This is a genomic window from Microbacterium sp. dk485, assembly GCF_004570445.1.
GTDB lineage: Bacteria > Actinomycetota > Actinomycetes > Actinomycetales > Microbacteriaceae > Microbacterium > Microbacterium wangchenii.
Window position 1 is genome coordinate 436,077 of record NZ_SPQW01000001.1, and the last position, 14,914, is coordinate 450,990.

14 protein-coding genes are annotated in these 14,914 nt (G+C 72.3%); 6 read left to right on the plus strand and 8 right to left on the minus strand.

The genetic code is table 11. The annotated features are described in order from the left end of the window. Window positions 1-7: 7 nt before the first annotated feature. The 4 genes from hpaE to E4V99_RS02070 all read left to right on the plus strand — a co-directional run bounded on the left by hpaE (window position 8) and on the right by E4V99_RS02070 (window position 4,648). On the plus strand, window positions 8-1,525 hold the full coding sequence (hpaE, locus tag E4V99_RS02055) for a 5-carboxymethyl-2-hydroxymuconate semialdehyde dehydrogenase (protein WP_135116291.1): 1,518 nt from the start codon (window positions 8-10) through the stop codon (window positions 1,523-1,525). A gap of 25 nt (window positions 1,526-1,550) precedes the next feature. Next, complete coding sequence (hpaD, locus tag E4V99_RS02060) at window positions 1,551-2,717, plus strand: 3,4-dihydroxyphenylacetate 2,3-dioxygenase (RefSeq protein ID WP_135116292.1); 1,167 nt, start codon at window positions 1,551-1,553, stop codon at window positions 2,715-2,717. Between the two features lie 357 nt (window positions 2,718-3,074). Next, complete coding sequence (locus E4V99_RS02065) at window positions 3,075-3,860, plus strand: fumarylacetoacetate hydrolase family protein (RefSeq protein WP_135064003.1); 786 nt, start codon at window positions 3,075-3,077, stop codon at window positions 3,858-3,860. After that, on the plus strand, window positions 3,845-4,648 hold the full coding sequence (locus E4V99_RS02070; RefSeq protein WP_135116293.1) for an aldolase/citrate lyase family protein: 804 nt from the start codon (window positions 3,845-3,847) through the stop codon (window positions 4,646-4,648). The genes E4V99_RS02065 and E4V99_RS02070 overlap by 16 nt, the downstream gene beginning before the upstream one ends. 7 nt (window positions 4,649-4,655) lie before the next feature. Here E4V99_RS02070 and E4V99_RS02075 read toward each other — a convergent pair whose 3' ends face one another. From E4V99_RS02075 to E4V99_RS02085, 3 genes are read right to left on the minus strand one after another with little or no spacing between them, the layout of a single operon-like run. After that, the gene (locus tag E4V99_RS02075; RefSeq protein WP_135116294.1) at window positions 4,656-5,276 is read right to left on the minus strand and encodes a pyridoxamine 5'-phosphate oxidase family protein; all 621 of its coding nucleotides are present in this window, start codon (window positions 5,274-5,276) and stop codon (window positions 4,656-4,658) included. Between the two features lie 12 nt (window positions 5,277-5,288). Continuing rightward, entirely contained in the window at window positions 5,289-6,086 is a 798-nt protein-coding gene (locus E4V99_RS02080; protein ID WP_135116295.1) for a creatininase family protein, read from the minus strand. Then, window positions 6,083-7,399: an FAD-binding oxidoreductase gene (locus E4V99_RS02085; protein ID WP_135116296.1), complete on the minus strand. Its 1,317-nt coding sequence runs from the start codon at window positions 7,397-7,399 to the stop codon at window positions 6,083-6,085. The genes E4V99_RS02080 and E4V99_RS02085 overlap by 4 nt, the downstream gene beginning before the upstream one ends. An 88-nt stretch (window positions 7,400-7,487) precedes the next feature. On the opposite strand from E4V99_RS02085, the gene E4V99_RS02090 reads away from it, so the two are divergent. Further along, window positions 7,488-8,087, plus strand: coding sequence for a cupin domain-containing protein (locus E4V99_RS02090; protein ID WP_240742814.1), 600 nt, complete (start codon window positions 7,488-7,490; stop codon window positions 8,085-8,087). Window positions 8,088-8,154: 67 nt separating this feature from the next. Here the strand turns inward: E4V99_RS02090 and E4V99_RS02095 are convergent, their stop codons facing one another. From E4V99_RS02095 to E4V99_RS02110, 4 genes are all read right to left on the minus strand, one after another. Continuing rightward, entirely contained in the window at window positions 8,155-9,351 is a 1,197-nt protein-coding gene (locus tag E4V99_RS02095) for a hypothetical protein (protein ID WP_209305575.1), read from the minus strand. Between the two features lie 50 nt (window positions 9,352-9,401). Further along, window positions 9,402-10,274, minus strand: coding sequence for an ABC transporter permease (locus E4V99_RS02100; RefSeq protein WP_135116298.1), 873 nt, complete (start codon window positions 10,272-10,274; stop codon window positions 9,402-9,404). Beyond that, a complete protein-coding gene (locus E4V99_RS02105) occupies window positions 10,271-11,047 on the minus strand; it encodes an ABC transporter ATP-binding protein (RefSeq protein ID WP_135063967.1) in 777 nt (258 codons plus the stop codon). The genes E4V99_RS02100 and E4V99_RS02105 overlap by 4 nt, the downstream gene beginning before the upstream one ends. Window positions 11,048-11,126: 79 nt before the next feature. Further along, window positions 11,127-12,383: an amidohydrolase family protein gene (locus E4V99_RS02110; protein ID WP_135063964.1), complete on the minus strand. Its 1,257-nt coding sequence runs from the start codon at window positions 12,381-12,383 to the stop codon at window positions 11,127-11,129. 208 nt (window positions 12,384-12,591) lie between these two features. On the opposite strand from E4V99_RS02110, the gene E4V99_RS02115 reads away from it, so the two are divergent. Further along, window positions 12,592-13,578 (plus strand): PDR/VanB family oxidoreductase, encoded by a 987-nt coding sequence (locus E4V99_RS02115; protein ID WP_135063961.1) that lies wholly within the window; start codon window positions 12,592-12,594, stop codon window positions 13,576-13,578. Here E4V99_RS02115 and E4V99_RS02120 read toward each other — a convergent pair. After that, on the minus strand, window positions 13,567-14,898 hold the full coding sequence (locus E4V99_RS02120; RefSeq protein WP_135116299.1) for an amidohydrolase family protein: 1,332 nt from the start codon (window positions 14,896-14,898) through the stop codon (window positions 13,567-13,569). The genes E4V99_RS02115 and E4V99_RS02120 overlap by 12 nt on opposite strands. Window positions 14,899-14,914 lie beyond the last annotated feature (16 nt).

The following is a 14,914-nucleotide window of genomic DNA, read 5'->3' on the forward strand; positions in this document are numbered from 1 at the left end:
GAACGCCATGACCGACCCGCGCCACATCCCCGCCGACCTGCCCACGCGCATCCAGCACTACATCGACGGGCAGTTCGTCGACTCCGTCGAGGGCGGCACGTTCGACGTGCTCGACCCGGTGACCAACGAGACCTACCTGCAGGCCGCGGCCGGCACCAAGGCCGACGTCGACCTCGCCGTCGCCGCCGCGCGGCGCGCGTTCGCCGAGGGGCCGTGGCCGCGGATGCTGCCGCGTGAGCGCGCCCGCATCCTGCACCGCATCGCCGACCTCGTCGAGTCGCGCGACGCGCGCCTGGCGGAGCTGGAGTCCTTCGACTCCGGACTGCCGATCACGCAGGCGCTCGGGCAGGCGCGGCGGGCGGCGGAGAACTTCCGCTTCTTCGCCGACCTGATCGTGGCGCAGACCGACGACGCGTTCAAGGTGCCGGGGCGCCAGATGAACTACGTCAACCGCAAGCCCATCGGCGTCGCCGGCCTCATCACGCCGTGGAACACGCCCTTCATGCTCGAGTCGTGGAAGCTCGGCCCGGCTCTCGCCACCGGCAACACCGTCGTGCTGAAGCCCGCCGAGTTCACGCCGCTGTCCGCCTCGCTGTGGGCGGGGATCTTCGAGGAGGCCGGGCTCCCGCAGGGTGTGTTCAACCTCGTCAACGGCCTGGGCGAAGACGCCGGCGACGCACTCGTGAAGCACCCCGACGTGCCGCTGATCTCCTTCACGGGCGAGAGCCGCACGGGGCAGATCATCTTCGGCAACGCCGCGCCGTACCTCAAGGGCCTGTCCATGGAGCTGGGCGGCAAGTCGCCGGCGATCGTGTTCGCCGACGCCGACCTGGAGGCTGCGATCGACGCGACGATCTTCGGGGTGTTCTCCCTCAACGGCGAGCGCTGCACCGCAGGCAGCCGCATCCTCGTCCAGCGCGACGTGTACGACGAGTTCGTCGAGCGCTACGCGGCACAGGCCGAGCGCGTCGTCGTCGGCGACCCGCAGGACCCGGCCACCGAGGTCGGGGCGCTCGTGCACCCCGAGCACTACGACAAGGTCATGAGCTACATCGAGATCGGCAAGACCGAGGCGCGCCTGGTCGCCGGCGGCGGTCGCCCGGAGGGCTTCCCCACGGGCAACTACGTCGCCCCGACGGTGTTCGCCGACGTCGCCCCCGACGCGCGCATCTTCCAGGAGGAGATCTTCGGCCCGGTCGTGGCGATCACGCCGTTCGACACCGACGAGGAGGCCCTCGCCCTGGCCAACGGCGTGAAGTACGGCCTCGCCGCCTACGTGTGGACGAACGACCTCAAGCGCGCGCACAACTTCGCGCAGGCCATCGAGGCGGGCATGGTGTGGCTGAACTCCAACAACGTCCGCGACCTGCGGACCCCGTTCGGCGGAGTGAAGGCCTCCGGCCTCGGGCACGAGGGCGGCTACCGCTCGATCGACTTCTACACCGACCAGCAGGCCGTGCACATCACCCTCGGCGCGGTGCACAACCCCACCTTCGGCAAGACCGACGCCGCCGCATCCCACTGACCCTCCCGATTCGCAAGGAAGCGACATGTCCCACCGCGACGATATGACCCTCACCTCCTCCGGCTTCTACGTGTCGCAGGAGGCGCCCATCGCCACCGACGACCCCATCCCCACCCCCTCGGCGCCGGCGCCCGACATCCTGCGCTGCGCGTACATGGAGCTCGTCGTGACCGATCTGGCCGCCTCGCGGCAGTTCTACGTCGACGTACTGGGCCTGTACGTCACGGAGGAGGACGGCGAGGCGATCTACCTGCGCTCGACGGAGGAGTTCATCCACCACAACCTCGTGCTCCGGCAGGGTCCGGTGGCCGCCGTCGCGGCGTTCTCCTACCGCGTCCGCACGCCGGAAGACCTGGACAAGGCCGTCGCCTTCTACTCCGAGCTCGGCTGCCGTGTCGAGCGTCGCGAAGGCGGCTTCACCAAGGGCATCGGCGACTCGGTGCGCGTGGAGGATCCGCTCGGCTTCCCGTACGAGTTCTTCTACGCGACCGATCACGTCGAGCGTCTCGCGTGGCGGTACGACCTCCACATCCCCGGTGAGCTCGTTCGACTGGACCACTTCAACCAGGTGACCCCCGACGTCCCGCGCGCGGTGAAGTTCATGCAGGACCTGGGCTTCCGCGTGACCGAGGACATCCAGGACGAGGAGGGCACCGTCTACGCGGCGTGGATGCGCCGCAAGCCCACCGTGCACGACACCGCTATGACCGGCGGCGACGGGCCGCGCATGCACCACGTCGCCTTCGCCACGCACGAGAAGCACAACATCCTCGCGATCTGCGACAAGCTCGGCGCCCTGCGCCGCTCGGACGCGATCGAGCGCGGCCCCGGCCGCCACGGCGTCTCGAACGCGTTCTACCTGTACCTGCGCGACCCCGACGGGCACCGCGTGGAGATCTACACGCAGGACTACTACACCGGCGACCCGGACAACCCCGTCATCACGTGGGACGTGCACGACAACCAGCGCCGCGACTGGTGGGGCAACCCCGTCGTGCCGTCGTGGTACACCGAGGCATCGCTCGTGCTCGACCTCGACGGCAACCCGAAGGAGGTCGTCGCCCGCACCGACACGTCGGAGATGGCCGTCACCATCGGCGCCGACGGGTTCTCCTACACGCGCCGCGACGAGGGCGAGGAGTCGATGCCGGAGTACAAGCAGGGCGAGTACAAGCTCGGCCACCAGCTGTAACCCCCTTCCCCCTCCCGAACTCCTCAAAACTTGCCCGATCCGGGGCCGACCAGCGGCTTCCGGCCGCATCCGGCCCCGGAATTGAGGAGTTCGGGATGTGGGGTGGGCTGACGGAGCCCCCCGCTCCCCGCCGAAGCCGGCTCCGACGACCGGGTCGCGGGCCGGGAGCCCCACCCGGAGCGACCCCGCGCCGGAGCCGGCTCCCCGGCCACCTCCCCCTCCCGAACTCCTCAAGATCGGCCCCGGCCGGGCCCACCCAGCGGCATTCGGCCGGATCCGGCCGCGGTATTGAGGAGTTCGGGAATCGGGGAGTTCGGGAATCGGGGCTCGCTAGTCTGACAACGAAGGAGACCACCCATGCTCGACGCAGAGACCATCGCCGCGATCGCGGCCGAGCTCGCCGAGGCCGACCGCACGCACGGTGTCATCCCGCGCATCACCGCGCGGTACCCCGAGGCCACGGTGGAGGACTCCTACGCGATCCAGCGGATGTGGCGCGACGCTCGCGTAGCCGACGGCCGGCGCCTCGTCGGCCGGAAGATCGGCCTGACCTCGAAGGTCATGCAGGCGGCGACGGGCATCAGCGAGCCGGACTACGGCGTCATGTTCGACGACACGGTGTGGGAGAACGGCTCGGTGCTGCGGCACGCGGACTACTCCAACGTGCGCATCGAGGTCGAGCTCGCGTTCGTGCTGGCGCATCCGCTCGAGGGCCCGGCGTGCACGCTGTTCGACGTCCTGCGCGCGACGGAGTACGTCGTCCCCGCCCTCGAGGTGCTCAACTCCCACATCGAGCTCGAAGGCCGAACGATCGTCGACACCATCGCCGACAACGCCGCCTACGGGGGCATGATCCTCGGCGGCAACCCCACGGCACCGGATGCGGTGGACCTGCGCTGGGTGTCGGCGCTGCTGTACCGCAACGAGACCATCGAGGAGAGCGGGGTGGCCGCGGCGGTGCTGAACCACCCCGCCGCCGGCGTCGCGTGGCTCGCGAACAAGCTCGCGCAGCACGGCGACCGGCTGGAGGCGGGCGAGGTCATCCTCGCCGGCTCCTTCACCCGGCCCATGTGGGTGCACCCGGGCGACACCGTCCTGGCCGACTACGGACCCATGGGGACCATCGCATGCCGCTTTCTCTGACCCCGACCTTCCGCGACGCCCTCGCCGCCGCCGACCGCCCGCTCGCAGGCATATGGGTGTGCTCGGGCAGCCCCCTCGTGGCCGAGATCTGCGCGGGCGGCGGATTGGACTGGCTCCTGATCGACATGGAGCATTCCCCCAACGGGCTGGAGGGCGTGCTGGCGCAGCTGCAGGCGGTGGCGGCGTACCCGTCCACCCCCGTCGTGCGCGTGCCGATCGGCGACGTCGTGACGCTCAAGCAGGTGCTGGACACCGGGGCGCAGAACATCCTCGTCCCCATGGTCTCGTCGGCCGAGCAGGCGCGCGACCTCGTCGCGGCGGTGCGCTACCCGCCGCGCGGGGTGCGCGGCGTGGGGTCGGCGCTGGCCCGCTCCGGCCGCTGGAACCGCGTGGACGGGTACCTCCAGGACGGCGATGCGCACGTGTCACTGTTCGTGCAGGTCGAGAACGTCGAGGGCGTCGCCGCGGCGGCCGACATCGCCGCCGTCGACGGCGTGGACGGGGTGTTCGTCGGCCCGAGCGACCTCGCCGCCTCGATGGGGCTGCTCGGACAGCAGACGCATCCGGATGTCGTGGCCGCCGTCCACCGCGCCTTCGACGCCGTGCGCGGCGCCGGCAAGCCGGTCGGCGTCAACGCGTTCGACCCGGCCGCCGCGCAGGCCTACCTCGACGCCGGCGCCGCCTTCGTGCTCGTGGGCGCCGACGTCGCCCTGCTCGCGCGCGGGTCCGAGGCCCTCGCTGCCCGCTGGGTGCCCACCGCAGCCGACGCCGACCGCGCCGGCTACTGACACCGCCTCACCCCGGCAGGTACGACCGGCGCCAGCCGTCCTCGGTGCGCACATATTCCACCCGGCGGCTGGCGGCATCCGGATGTGCCGCCCAGAACAGCATGCGGTGGGGCCGCACGCCGAATCCGACCCATCCCGGCGGCTGCGGCGGCGCCGCCCGCTCCTCGCGGAACCGCGACCATCGCGCCTCGCGCTCGGCCAGGGGCAGCTGGGCGTACTCGGCGGTGTTCAGCCACGCCAGCTGCTGCAGGTACGGCGAGCGCCGCCGGTACGCCTCGGCGCACTCGTCCGCCGACGCCGGCATCGCGGTGCCCTGCACGACGAGCTGCCGAGAGGCATCCGGCCACAGGATCGTGAGCGCGACGCGGGGATCGGCTCCCAGGTCGGCGACCTTGCGGCTGCGTGCGTCGGTGTGGAAGAAGAAGCGGTCGCCGTCGTATTCGCTCAGCAGCAGCGTGCGGGCCCGGGGGAATCCGTTCGCATCGATCGTCGACAGCGTCATGCGCATCGGCTCCTCGTCCGGGCCGGGGAGCCACGATGCGGCCAGGCGGGCGGGGTCGGCGACGGGCGTGCCGCCCAGCACCGGTGCGCCGGCGGGATCGGTGGGGGCGTCGGTGGTCGATGGCATGGTCGGGCTCTCCTAACCGAAGACGAATCCGTCGATCTCGGCGAGCGCGTCGGCGACGAACGCGACGCCGCGCTCGAACAGCTCGCGCCCGTGGGCGGCGTTGGCTCCGGTGGGGTCGCCGATCACGCCCGTGGGCCCGAAGTCGTCGCTGGTCCAGCCGAACATCACCGGCTTGGCGTTGAATCCGATGTGCCGCAGCCCGGCGATCCGCTCCGGCACGTTGCGCGGGGGCAGGTCCGGGGAGACAAGGCCCGGCGCGAGGTGCATCACGACGGAGGTCTCGGCGAAGCCGGCGTGGATGCCCTGCCCGAGTTCGTCGGGGCGCCCCTCGAGTCCGTCGCCGGCGCCGCCGGCGCCCGCCGACATCGAGAACGAGCGCAGCCCGAAGCGGCGGCGCAGCTCGCGGTTGAGCCAGCCCAGCAGCATGACGTTGCCGCCGTGGCCGTTGACGAAGACCACCGTGCGCGCGCGGGTGAGGGCGATCGAGCGCCCGATCTCCACGAGCTGCTCCAGGAGTGTCGTGCCTTCCAGCCACACGGTTCCCGGGGCCCAGTAGTGCTCGTCGGACTTGCCGTACGACACCGTCGGCAGCAGCCACACGTCCAGCCCCGATGCGGCGGCACGCGTCACGGCGGCGAATGCCACGGCCTCCGCGATCAGCGCGTCCGTCCGCAGCGGCAGGTGCGGGCCGTGGTGCTCGATGGCGCCGACGGGGACGACCGCGATCGAGCGCTCGGACAGCGCCGCGTCCAGGGCGGGACCGGACAGGTCGGCCCACGACCGGGTCGCGGGCGCGGACGGGTCGCTCACCGGATGGCGCCCTTCGTGGGCCCGGCGTACGCGGGGTTCAGCTTGCCCGGGTTCAGGAGGCCGTCCGGGTCGGTCTCCGCCGCGCGTGCCACGGTCTCGGCGAGGCGGAAGTCCACGTTCCACTGGTGCGGGTTGTGCACGCCGACCCCCAGCGCGGTGAGCGCGTCGATGCCGTCGTACACCGCCTCGGGGCTCTCGTAGACGCCGGCGAGCATACCGATGGGGACGGTGTGGCCGGCCTCGATGTGCAGCATCCCGCCCGGGTAGACGGCGTGCACCTCGTCGATGCGCTCCACGAGGGCGTCGCCGGACACCTCGACGTGGAAGTACACGCCCGGCTCGGATTTCTGCAGCCACTCGATGGGGTGGTTGTAGCTGAGCACGGAGATCGCCGCCGAGACCTGCGGCCCTTCGCGGACGTCCTCCACGCGGCCGCCGGCGCCCTCGATGAGTGCCCGCGCGGCCGCCACCGTGGCCGGGTCGGCGATCATCCGCAGGGAGCTGCGCCCCGCCGGGAAGGCGGGGTCGGCGGGCAGCTGCGCCGTGATGTGCGGCGTGTCCGCGGAGACGAGGCGGGGTGCCGGCTGCAGGCGGCCGAGCTCGCGCAGAACCGACAGCGCCCCGGGGAAGTCGGGGAACGACGCGTACACGCCACGCCAGTCCTGCAGCGGCTCCAGCCGTACCGAGGCGCGCGCGATGATGCCGGCCGTGCCGTAGTTGTGGACGAAAGCGAGGGCCTCGTCCCCTTCCACGTGCACGAGCTCGCCGCCGGATGCGGGCGTGGCGACGTCGAGCGCGACGACGAAGCCCATGTGGTTCGCGCCGTGCGCGATCGTCCCGGTGCCGCCGGATCCCCCCGCCAGGAAGCCGCCGATCGTGGAGTGCACCGTGGAGGGGTACATCCACAGCTGCTGACCGGTGGCGCGGGCGGCCTGCTCGAGGGTCGCCATGGGGGTGCCGGCATCCGCGGTGATGACTCCGTCGGACACCTCGATGACGCTGCGGGCGCGCGAGGTGTCGAGCACGAGTCCACCCAGGAGCGGGAGGGCCTGGCCGTAGTTGCCGGTGCCTTTCCCGCGCGGGGTGATCGCCACGCCGTGGCGGGCGGCGACCCCCACGACGGCGGCGATCTCCGCGGCGGACGTGGGGAAGGCCACGAGATCGGCGATCCCCAGCGGCAGCAGCTCGGCGATGATCGGCGACATCCGCGCGCCGTCCACCGACGCCTTCTCCCGCTGACGCAGGTCGCTGCTGACCCCGCGGGGTCCGAGGAGCGCCGTCAGCTCCGCTTCCAGTGGGTCACGACCGTCCATGTTCGTCCTTCCTCGTTGCCGGATGCGGTCTCCCGCGTCCGAGCGGGAGCCGTGCGCGCCTGGGGGCGCCGGCGGGTACGCTGCAGCAGTGGCCGAATCGCGACGGAGACGCCCGGGCGGGCCGGCCAGTCCCGACGAGGCCGCGCGCGCCCTGGGCGCACGCATCCGGGCCCTGCGTCAGGAGCGCGGCATGACGCTGGCCCAGGCGGCTGCCCAGGCGGAGCTGTCCCACTCGTTCCTCAGCCAGGTGGAGCGTGGACTCGAGCGGCTCAGCATGGCGTCGCTGTTCCGGATCGCGCGCACCCTCGGCACGACGCAGCAGGCGCTGCTCACCGACGACGCGCCGCCCCGGCGCCGCGGTGGGCACCACGTGGTGCGCGCCGGTGCCGGCTCGCCGCTGGATTCCGGCGGCGGACCGGTGAAGGTCCTCGGCCCCGCCGGCGCGCCGCCCTTCCTGCCGATGATCTTCAGCGGCAGCTTCGACGACGGCATCTGGTGGGAGCACGACGAGGAGGAGTTCGTCTACGTGCTGGAGGGCGCGCTGACCGTCGTGCTGGAGGAGGAGGAGATCCCCCTCGCCGCCGGTGACTCCATCCACTATCAGGGTGGCGTCCGCCATCTGTGGCGCACGTCGCCGGGAACGACGTGCCGGGCGCTCGTGGTCAAGGAGTTCCGGCACCCCGAGTGAGTGCGCGGCGGTCGGCCTCGTCATGCGGTGTCCCCTTCGGATGCGTCGGCTGGATCGATCGGCAGGGTCACTCCATCGAGATGTCCATGTCGATGAACTCGTTCGTGTAGAGCGACTCGGCGGAGATCTGCTCCGCGTCCGACGCGCTGATGCTGCCGGATTCGACGAGGATCGGCACGAAGTCGGCGACGATGGACTCCATTCGCTCGGGGTCGAGGTGCCCGAACACGCCGGTCGCGGGGTCGTCGGTGACGATGCCGAGCGCCTTCTGCTGCTCGACGGAGTAGTCCGCGACGCCCTGCGAGTACGTCCACCCGGTCTGGTAGGCCTCCACGAGTTCGAGGATCAGCGCGACGGTGTCGTCGGGTTCGGCGAGGAAGTCGATCTGCGCCTGCTGCATGATCGGCACGAGCTTGGCGAGGCAGTCGCCGTACTCCTCGATCGTCTCCGGGCGCACGGCCAGCGGCTCGGGGTAGATGGAGTATCCGAGTTCGGAGAGCAGCTGATAGCCGACCGGCTTGGCCCACTCCGAGATCTCCTCCTCGTAGATGTACGGCTCGGCCGTCACGAACCCCTGCTGCAGGATCGTGGGGTCGGACACGAACCGCTGCGGGGTGCCCTCGTAGCTGAGATCCATCTGGGACGCCTCGATGATGCCCTTGGACACCAGAAGGGTCGGGATGACGTCGCCGGCGGTCACGACGGGTGCCCCGCCGGCAGCGGCCTCGGGGATCGTGCTCGCCCCGTCGTGGCTCTCCGGATCCCACATCAGGATCTGCGGGCTCCACGTCAGCTGTGAGGTCACGGCCACGGTGGGCTGATCCGCCGCGGCGACGATGGCGACATCCGAGTTCACCGCGCCGATGAGGATCTCGGGGTCGAGGTACATGAGCGCCGGCACGGGCTGGAAGTTGACGTTGGGTCCGCCTGGGCGCACCTCGATGTCGACGCCGGTGTCCACGCCCTGCGCGATGAGGGAGCCGCTGACCGACTTCGCCTCGGCGTCGATGACGTAGTCCTCGCCGACCAGGGAGTACATGGCGCCGTGCTCGGCCTCGGGCTGCCAGTCCTGCTGCATCACGACGGTCTCGGGGCAGCTGCCGGTCAGATCCAGCGCGCCGCCGGCGTCGGCGGGCGCGGCGGTGTTGACGGCGGCGGGCTGGCTCTCCGGGCTGCCGCAGCCGGCGAGGGCGACGGTGACGGCGACGAGGGTGCCGGAGGTCACCAGCAGACGGGTGATGCGCGCACGGGCGGATGTGGACACGGGTTCTCCTCTGAGGACGGGTCGGGTGAGGGCGGAGGGGAATGCGGGGATCAGCGCGGCTTGAGGCCGAACAGGCGCCCGACGATCACTCGGTCCAGCGCGGCGAACACCGAGAAGACCAGGACGCCGAACAGGGCGGTGAAGATGATCGCGAGGAACAGCGGCTCCATGTTCAGCCGCAGCGTGTACGTCCGCAGCAGCCCGCCGATACCCTGGCTGCCCTGCTGGAAGAAGAAGTCCCCGACGATGGCGCCGATGACCGACAGTCCGGCGGCGTTGCGCAGGCCGGTGAAGATCGACGGGATCGCCGCGGGCAGCTGCAGCTTCCACAGCCGCGCCCAGCGGGACGCGCGGTTGAGGGTGAACAGATCGTGCGCCGATGCCTCGGCCGACTGCAGTCCGAACAGCGTGTTGGAGATCATCGGGAAGACCGCGATGATGACGCACACGACGATCCGGGCGGGGATCCCGTAGCCCATCCAGATGCCGATGAGGGGTGTCAGGGCGAGGATGGGGATCGTCTGCAGGATCACCGCGTACGGGTAGAGCACGCGCTCGGCCAGGCGCCACTGCGACATCAGGATCGCCCATCCCATGCCGACGGCCACCGCGATCGCCAGCCCGATGAGGGCGACCATCGTCGTCTGGCCCAAAGCGGCGAGCATCGGCGCGATGACCTGCGGATTGCCGAGGCTCTCGGCGAACACGGCGTGCGGCGGTGGGAGCAGGAACCGCCGGCTCGGGGCGAGCAGGAGGTAGGAGACGGCGTACCAGAGCACGAGGATGCCGAGGATCGCCAGGACGATCGGCAGCGCGCGTCCACCCGCGCGGACGGCTGCGCCCCCACGCACAGGGCGGGCGGGCGCCGGCCCGGCGGTCACGGCGGGCCCCGGCCGGGCGGCGGTGAGGACGTCGTCGCTCATGCGTGACCCTCCAGAGTCTTCGACAGGTGACCGGCGATGCGGCCGAACTCGGGTTCGTAGCGCAGCTCCGGCGGTCGCGGATACGACCACGGGAGCGGGATGTCCTCGACGATGCGTCCGGGGCGACCGCTCATGACGATGACCCGGCTGGAGAGGTACACCGCCTCCGAGATCGAGTGGGTGATGAACATCGCGGCGAACTGCTTGAGCTGGAACAGCCGCTGCAGCTCGGTCTGCATCTTCAGGCGCGTGATCTCGTCCAGGGCCCCGAACGGTTCGTCGAAGAGGGCCAGGCCCGGTTCGGCGACGAGGGCTCGCGCGATCGACACGCGCATGCGCATGCCGCCGGACAGGGCGCGGGGATGCTGCGGCTCGAACCCCGCCAGCCCGACGAGGTCGAGCGCCTCCGCCGCGCGACGGCGCCGCTCGGCCGCCGGCACGCCGGCGAGCTCTCCGACGAGCTCCACGTTCTTCTGCGCCGACCGCCACTCCAGCAGCGTCGGATCCTGGAAGACGAAGCTCGTGACGTCAGCGCTGTTGTCGACGGTGCCCGCCGACGCACCTTCGAGGCCCGAGGCGAGCCGCAGCAGTGTGGACTTGCCGCATCCCGACGGTCCGACGACCGAGACGAACTCCCCGCGCGAGACCGACAGCGACACGCCCGCCAGCGCGCGGGTCCCGGTGGCGAAGTCTTTCGTGACGTCGTCGAAGCGGAGGGTGGGCGCAGTGGCGGTGGCGAGGGCCTGCGGTGCCATGGTCGTTGCAGTGCTCATGCATGCCTCCTGGAGGGAAGGGGGTGGGTCCGCGTTCGGACGGGGATTGGGGCGCGGGGGGACGCGACGGCGTGGGCGGTCATGCGGCCTCCCCCACGAGCGCATCCTGGGCGACCGTGTCGATCGCGGTGCGGCGCACCGCCACGACCCTCCCGGCGCGGATGACGATGCGATCGGGGGCGTGCTCGGCGACCGCCTCGGCGACCGAGGAGGCCCGCACCAGCAGCACGTCGGCGGCGTCCCCTGGCCGTCCGTCGGCCGGCGCCAGCCCGAAGACGCGCCGGCCGCCGGCGGCGGCGACCTCCCACGCGCGTGCGGGCGAGAGATGACCGGCCAGGACGAGCGCCCCGACGACCGGCACCATGTCGCCGTTGCCGAGGGGGTTGAACGGATCCTGCACGTTGTCGCCGCCCGCCGCCACCTCAACGCCCGCCGCGAGCAGCGACGCGAGCGGGGGGATGGCGCGCGGGGTGGCGACGGGATGGCGCCAGCCCTGCAGATACAGGTTCGTCAGCGGGTTGGTGATGATGCTGACGCGCGCCTGGGCGACGGCATCGAGGATCGTCGTCAGCCGCCCCGGGCTTTGCACCGCCAGGCTCACGCAGTGCCCCGCAGACCGCGGCCGCTCGGCCGGCCAGTGCCGGGTGCCGCGTGCCAGGGTGAGCAGATCCGTGGACCGCGCATCGAGCGTCTCGTCGGTGTGGAGGTCGACGCCGATGCCGGCTTCCTCCGCGAGCCGCAGCGCACGGGCGACCTCGCCGGCGGAGTCGGGTGAGAGGTGCGGCGCCGCCCCCACGAGGTCGGCGCCCAGCGCGATCCCGTCGCGGACGAGTCCGTCGTCGCGGTCATGACCGTGCATCGCGACGACCTGCAGGTCGACGAGGCCGCGGAACTCCTCGCGGAGTTCGACGAGGGCACGGATGCCGCGGAGCGGGTCGGGGCCCTCGTGGTAGTTGGCGTGCGAGCGGATCGCGAGGACGCCGGCGCTCAGTGCGGCGCGCAGCTGACGACGCCCGTTGGCCTTCATCTGCTCGAAGCCGAGGGTGCGGCCGAATCCGCTCCAGCACGCGACGGCGTCTTCGAGCGACCCTTCCGGGCGCCCCGCCGCCTCCCACGTGTACGCCTTGTCCAGGTGGGCGTGCAGGTCGCACAGGGGAGGCATCGCGATCCACCCCGCCGCATCCACGACCTCGCCGGCGGCCGGCGGGTTCCCGGGTGAGGCGACGACGTCGCCGTCGAAGGCGAGGGTCCCCGTCGCGCCGGCGCTCGTCCAGACGTCACGCAACTGCGCGACCGTCGAACCGGGGGTGAGCTGGTCCGGGTGAACCGGGATCATCGGTCCCCTTCCGTCGAGCGTGTTGGTCTGGCCAACATGGTGACCTCATTGAACGCCCCGGCTGTTTCCGCCGCGCACCCCTGCTGTTGCGTGCCTGTTACGACTCGCCGCGCTGCGTGACGACTCCGCGACGACACCCCGCGCGGGTCCGGACGCGGCCGCGACGGGGGTTAGCCTGAGCCGCGAAGACGAACCCACCGGAGCACACGTGAGCTACTTCAGCGATGTCGAACGCGACCTGGTCGTCGCCGCCCGCACCGAGATCGCCGCCGGCGTCGTCGCGCTGGATCTCGTCGCGCACAACGGGCGCGACCTGCCGGCATGGACCCCCGGCGCGCACGTCGACGTCATCCTCCCCTCCCCCGCCGGCGCCGAGCGGGTGGAGCGCCAGTACTCGCTGTGCGGCGATCCCGCCGACCGGTCCACGTGGCGCATCGCCGTGCTCCGGGAAGACGCCGGCCGCGGCGGATCGGTGCGCCTGCACGAGGAGGTGCGGGTGGGCGAGCGCGTGCGCGTGCGCGGGCCGCGCAGCCACTTCGACTTCGCGATCACCCCCGGCACGCGCTACCGCTTCGTCGCGGGCGGCATCGGCATCACCCCCATCCGCGCCATGGCCGAGGCGGCGGCAGAGGCCGGGGCCGAATGGACGCTCGATTACGCCGGCCGCGGGCGCGAGACGATGGCCTTCGTCCGCGAGCTGAGCGAACGACACCCCGACCGCGTCCGCGTGCATGCGGCCGACGAGGGCATGCGGCTGGATGTGGCCGCCGTGTGCGCCGAGGCGGATGCGGCGACCGCGGTGTACGTGTGCGGTCCGGCCCGCCTCATCGCGGCGGCGGAGGCCGCGATGCCGGCGGAGCGGCAGGCGGCGCTGCACGTCGAGCGGTTCGAGGCGAAGGAGTTCGGGCCGCCGGTGTGGCCGGGCCCGTTCCAGGTCGAACTCGCCCTCAGCGGCGAGACCGTGACCGTCGCGCCCGGGCAGTCGGTGCTCGAGGCGATCGAGGAGCAGTCCCCCGCCACGATGGTGCTCTCCAGCTGCCGGCGCGGGACGTGCGGCACGTGCGAGGCGCCCGTGCTGGAAGGCGCGGTCGAGCACCGCGACTCCGTGCTGACACCGCTCGAGCAGGCCGAGGACACCGTCATGATGGTGTGCGTCTCGCGCGCGGCGTGCCCCGCCCTCGTGCTAGACCTCTGACGCGGCCAGCCGCGCCCCCAGGGCACCGGCGAGGTCGTCCTCGTCCGCACTCACGAGCCGGTAGTCGCGCACCACGACCCGACCGCCGACGAGAACGTGGCGGGGACGACGGCCCGGCGAGGCCCACAGCAGCCCGGCGACCGGATCGGCGACACCGGCATCCGCGACGCCGCGGCGGTCCCACACGCACGCGTCACCGCGCGCCCCGTCACGCAGGTGACCGAGGTCGCTGCGGCCGAGGCCGGTCGCACCCCCCTCCGTCGCCATGCCGAGCACCGTGCGCGCCGGCAGGGGCGGTCCCACCAGGGCCGACACCTGCATCGCCAGCCGCGCGTCGCCCAGCAGATGCCCGGCGTCGTTGGACCCTCCCCCCGACGTGCCGAGGCCCACGGGGATGCCGGCGGCCAGCAGCTCCGCCACCGGGGCGACACCCCACCCCATCGGCACGTCGCATCCGGGCGCGTGCGTCGCGGAGACGCCCGCCTCGGCCAGCCGCCGGATCTCCTCCGGGGTGACGTCGCACAGGTGGGCGATGGTGACATCTTCGGCGAGCCAGCCCCACTCGGCCAGGAGGTCCAGCGGACGCCGGCCGTACCGCTCGAGCGCGATCTCGGTGTCCACCTGCTCGTTGGCCTGCGTCCGGCGGCGCAGCCCGTGGCGGGCGGCCACCTCCCCCAGCGCACGGAAGGTCGCCGCGGGGTCGGAGTGCACGCCGGCCGGCCCCACCGCGAGCTGCAGCATCCCGTCATCCGTGACGCCACCGGTGTGCCCGGGGGCCAGCAGGGCGCTCGCGATCGCGTCCGCGCCGGCGGCGGCTTCGCCCGGGTCGTCCCGCGCCGAGCCGCGCACGAAGACCAGGCGCGCCCCGAGGGTGTGCGCCGTCGCGGCGACCGCCCGGGCGATCGCCACGGCGTCGGCGACCGGATCGCGCGAGGCCTGCGGCCAGTTGAGGTGATGGTCGGCGACGGTGGTCACTCCGCACAGGAGCGACTCGGCGATCCCGACGCCCGCCGTCGCCGCCGCGAGCGACGCGTCGATGCCGGCGGCGGCATATGCCGCCGCCATCGTCGGCAGCCACTCGCGCATCGGGACGCCCCGCGTCCCGGGGAGGGTGCGGAATCCGGATTGGAGCAGGTGGTGGTGGGCGTTCACGAGCCCCGGCGTCACGACGCAGCCCGACACGTCGAGCGTCTCGCCGCCGCCGGCGGCGCCCGCCGCATCCGGAGGCGCCACGCGCCCTTCGTCGTCGAGAACGAGCTTCCCGGTGCGCTCCGTACGGGCGTCGATCAGAATCCGGTCGGCGCCGTGCAGGGTCAGCATGCTCCGTTCCTACCAG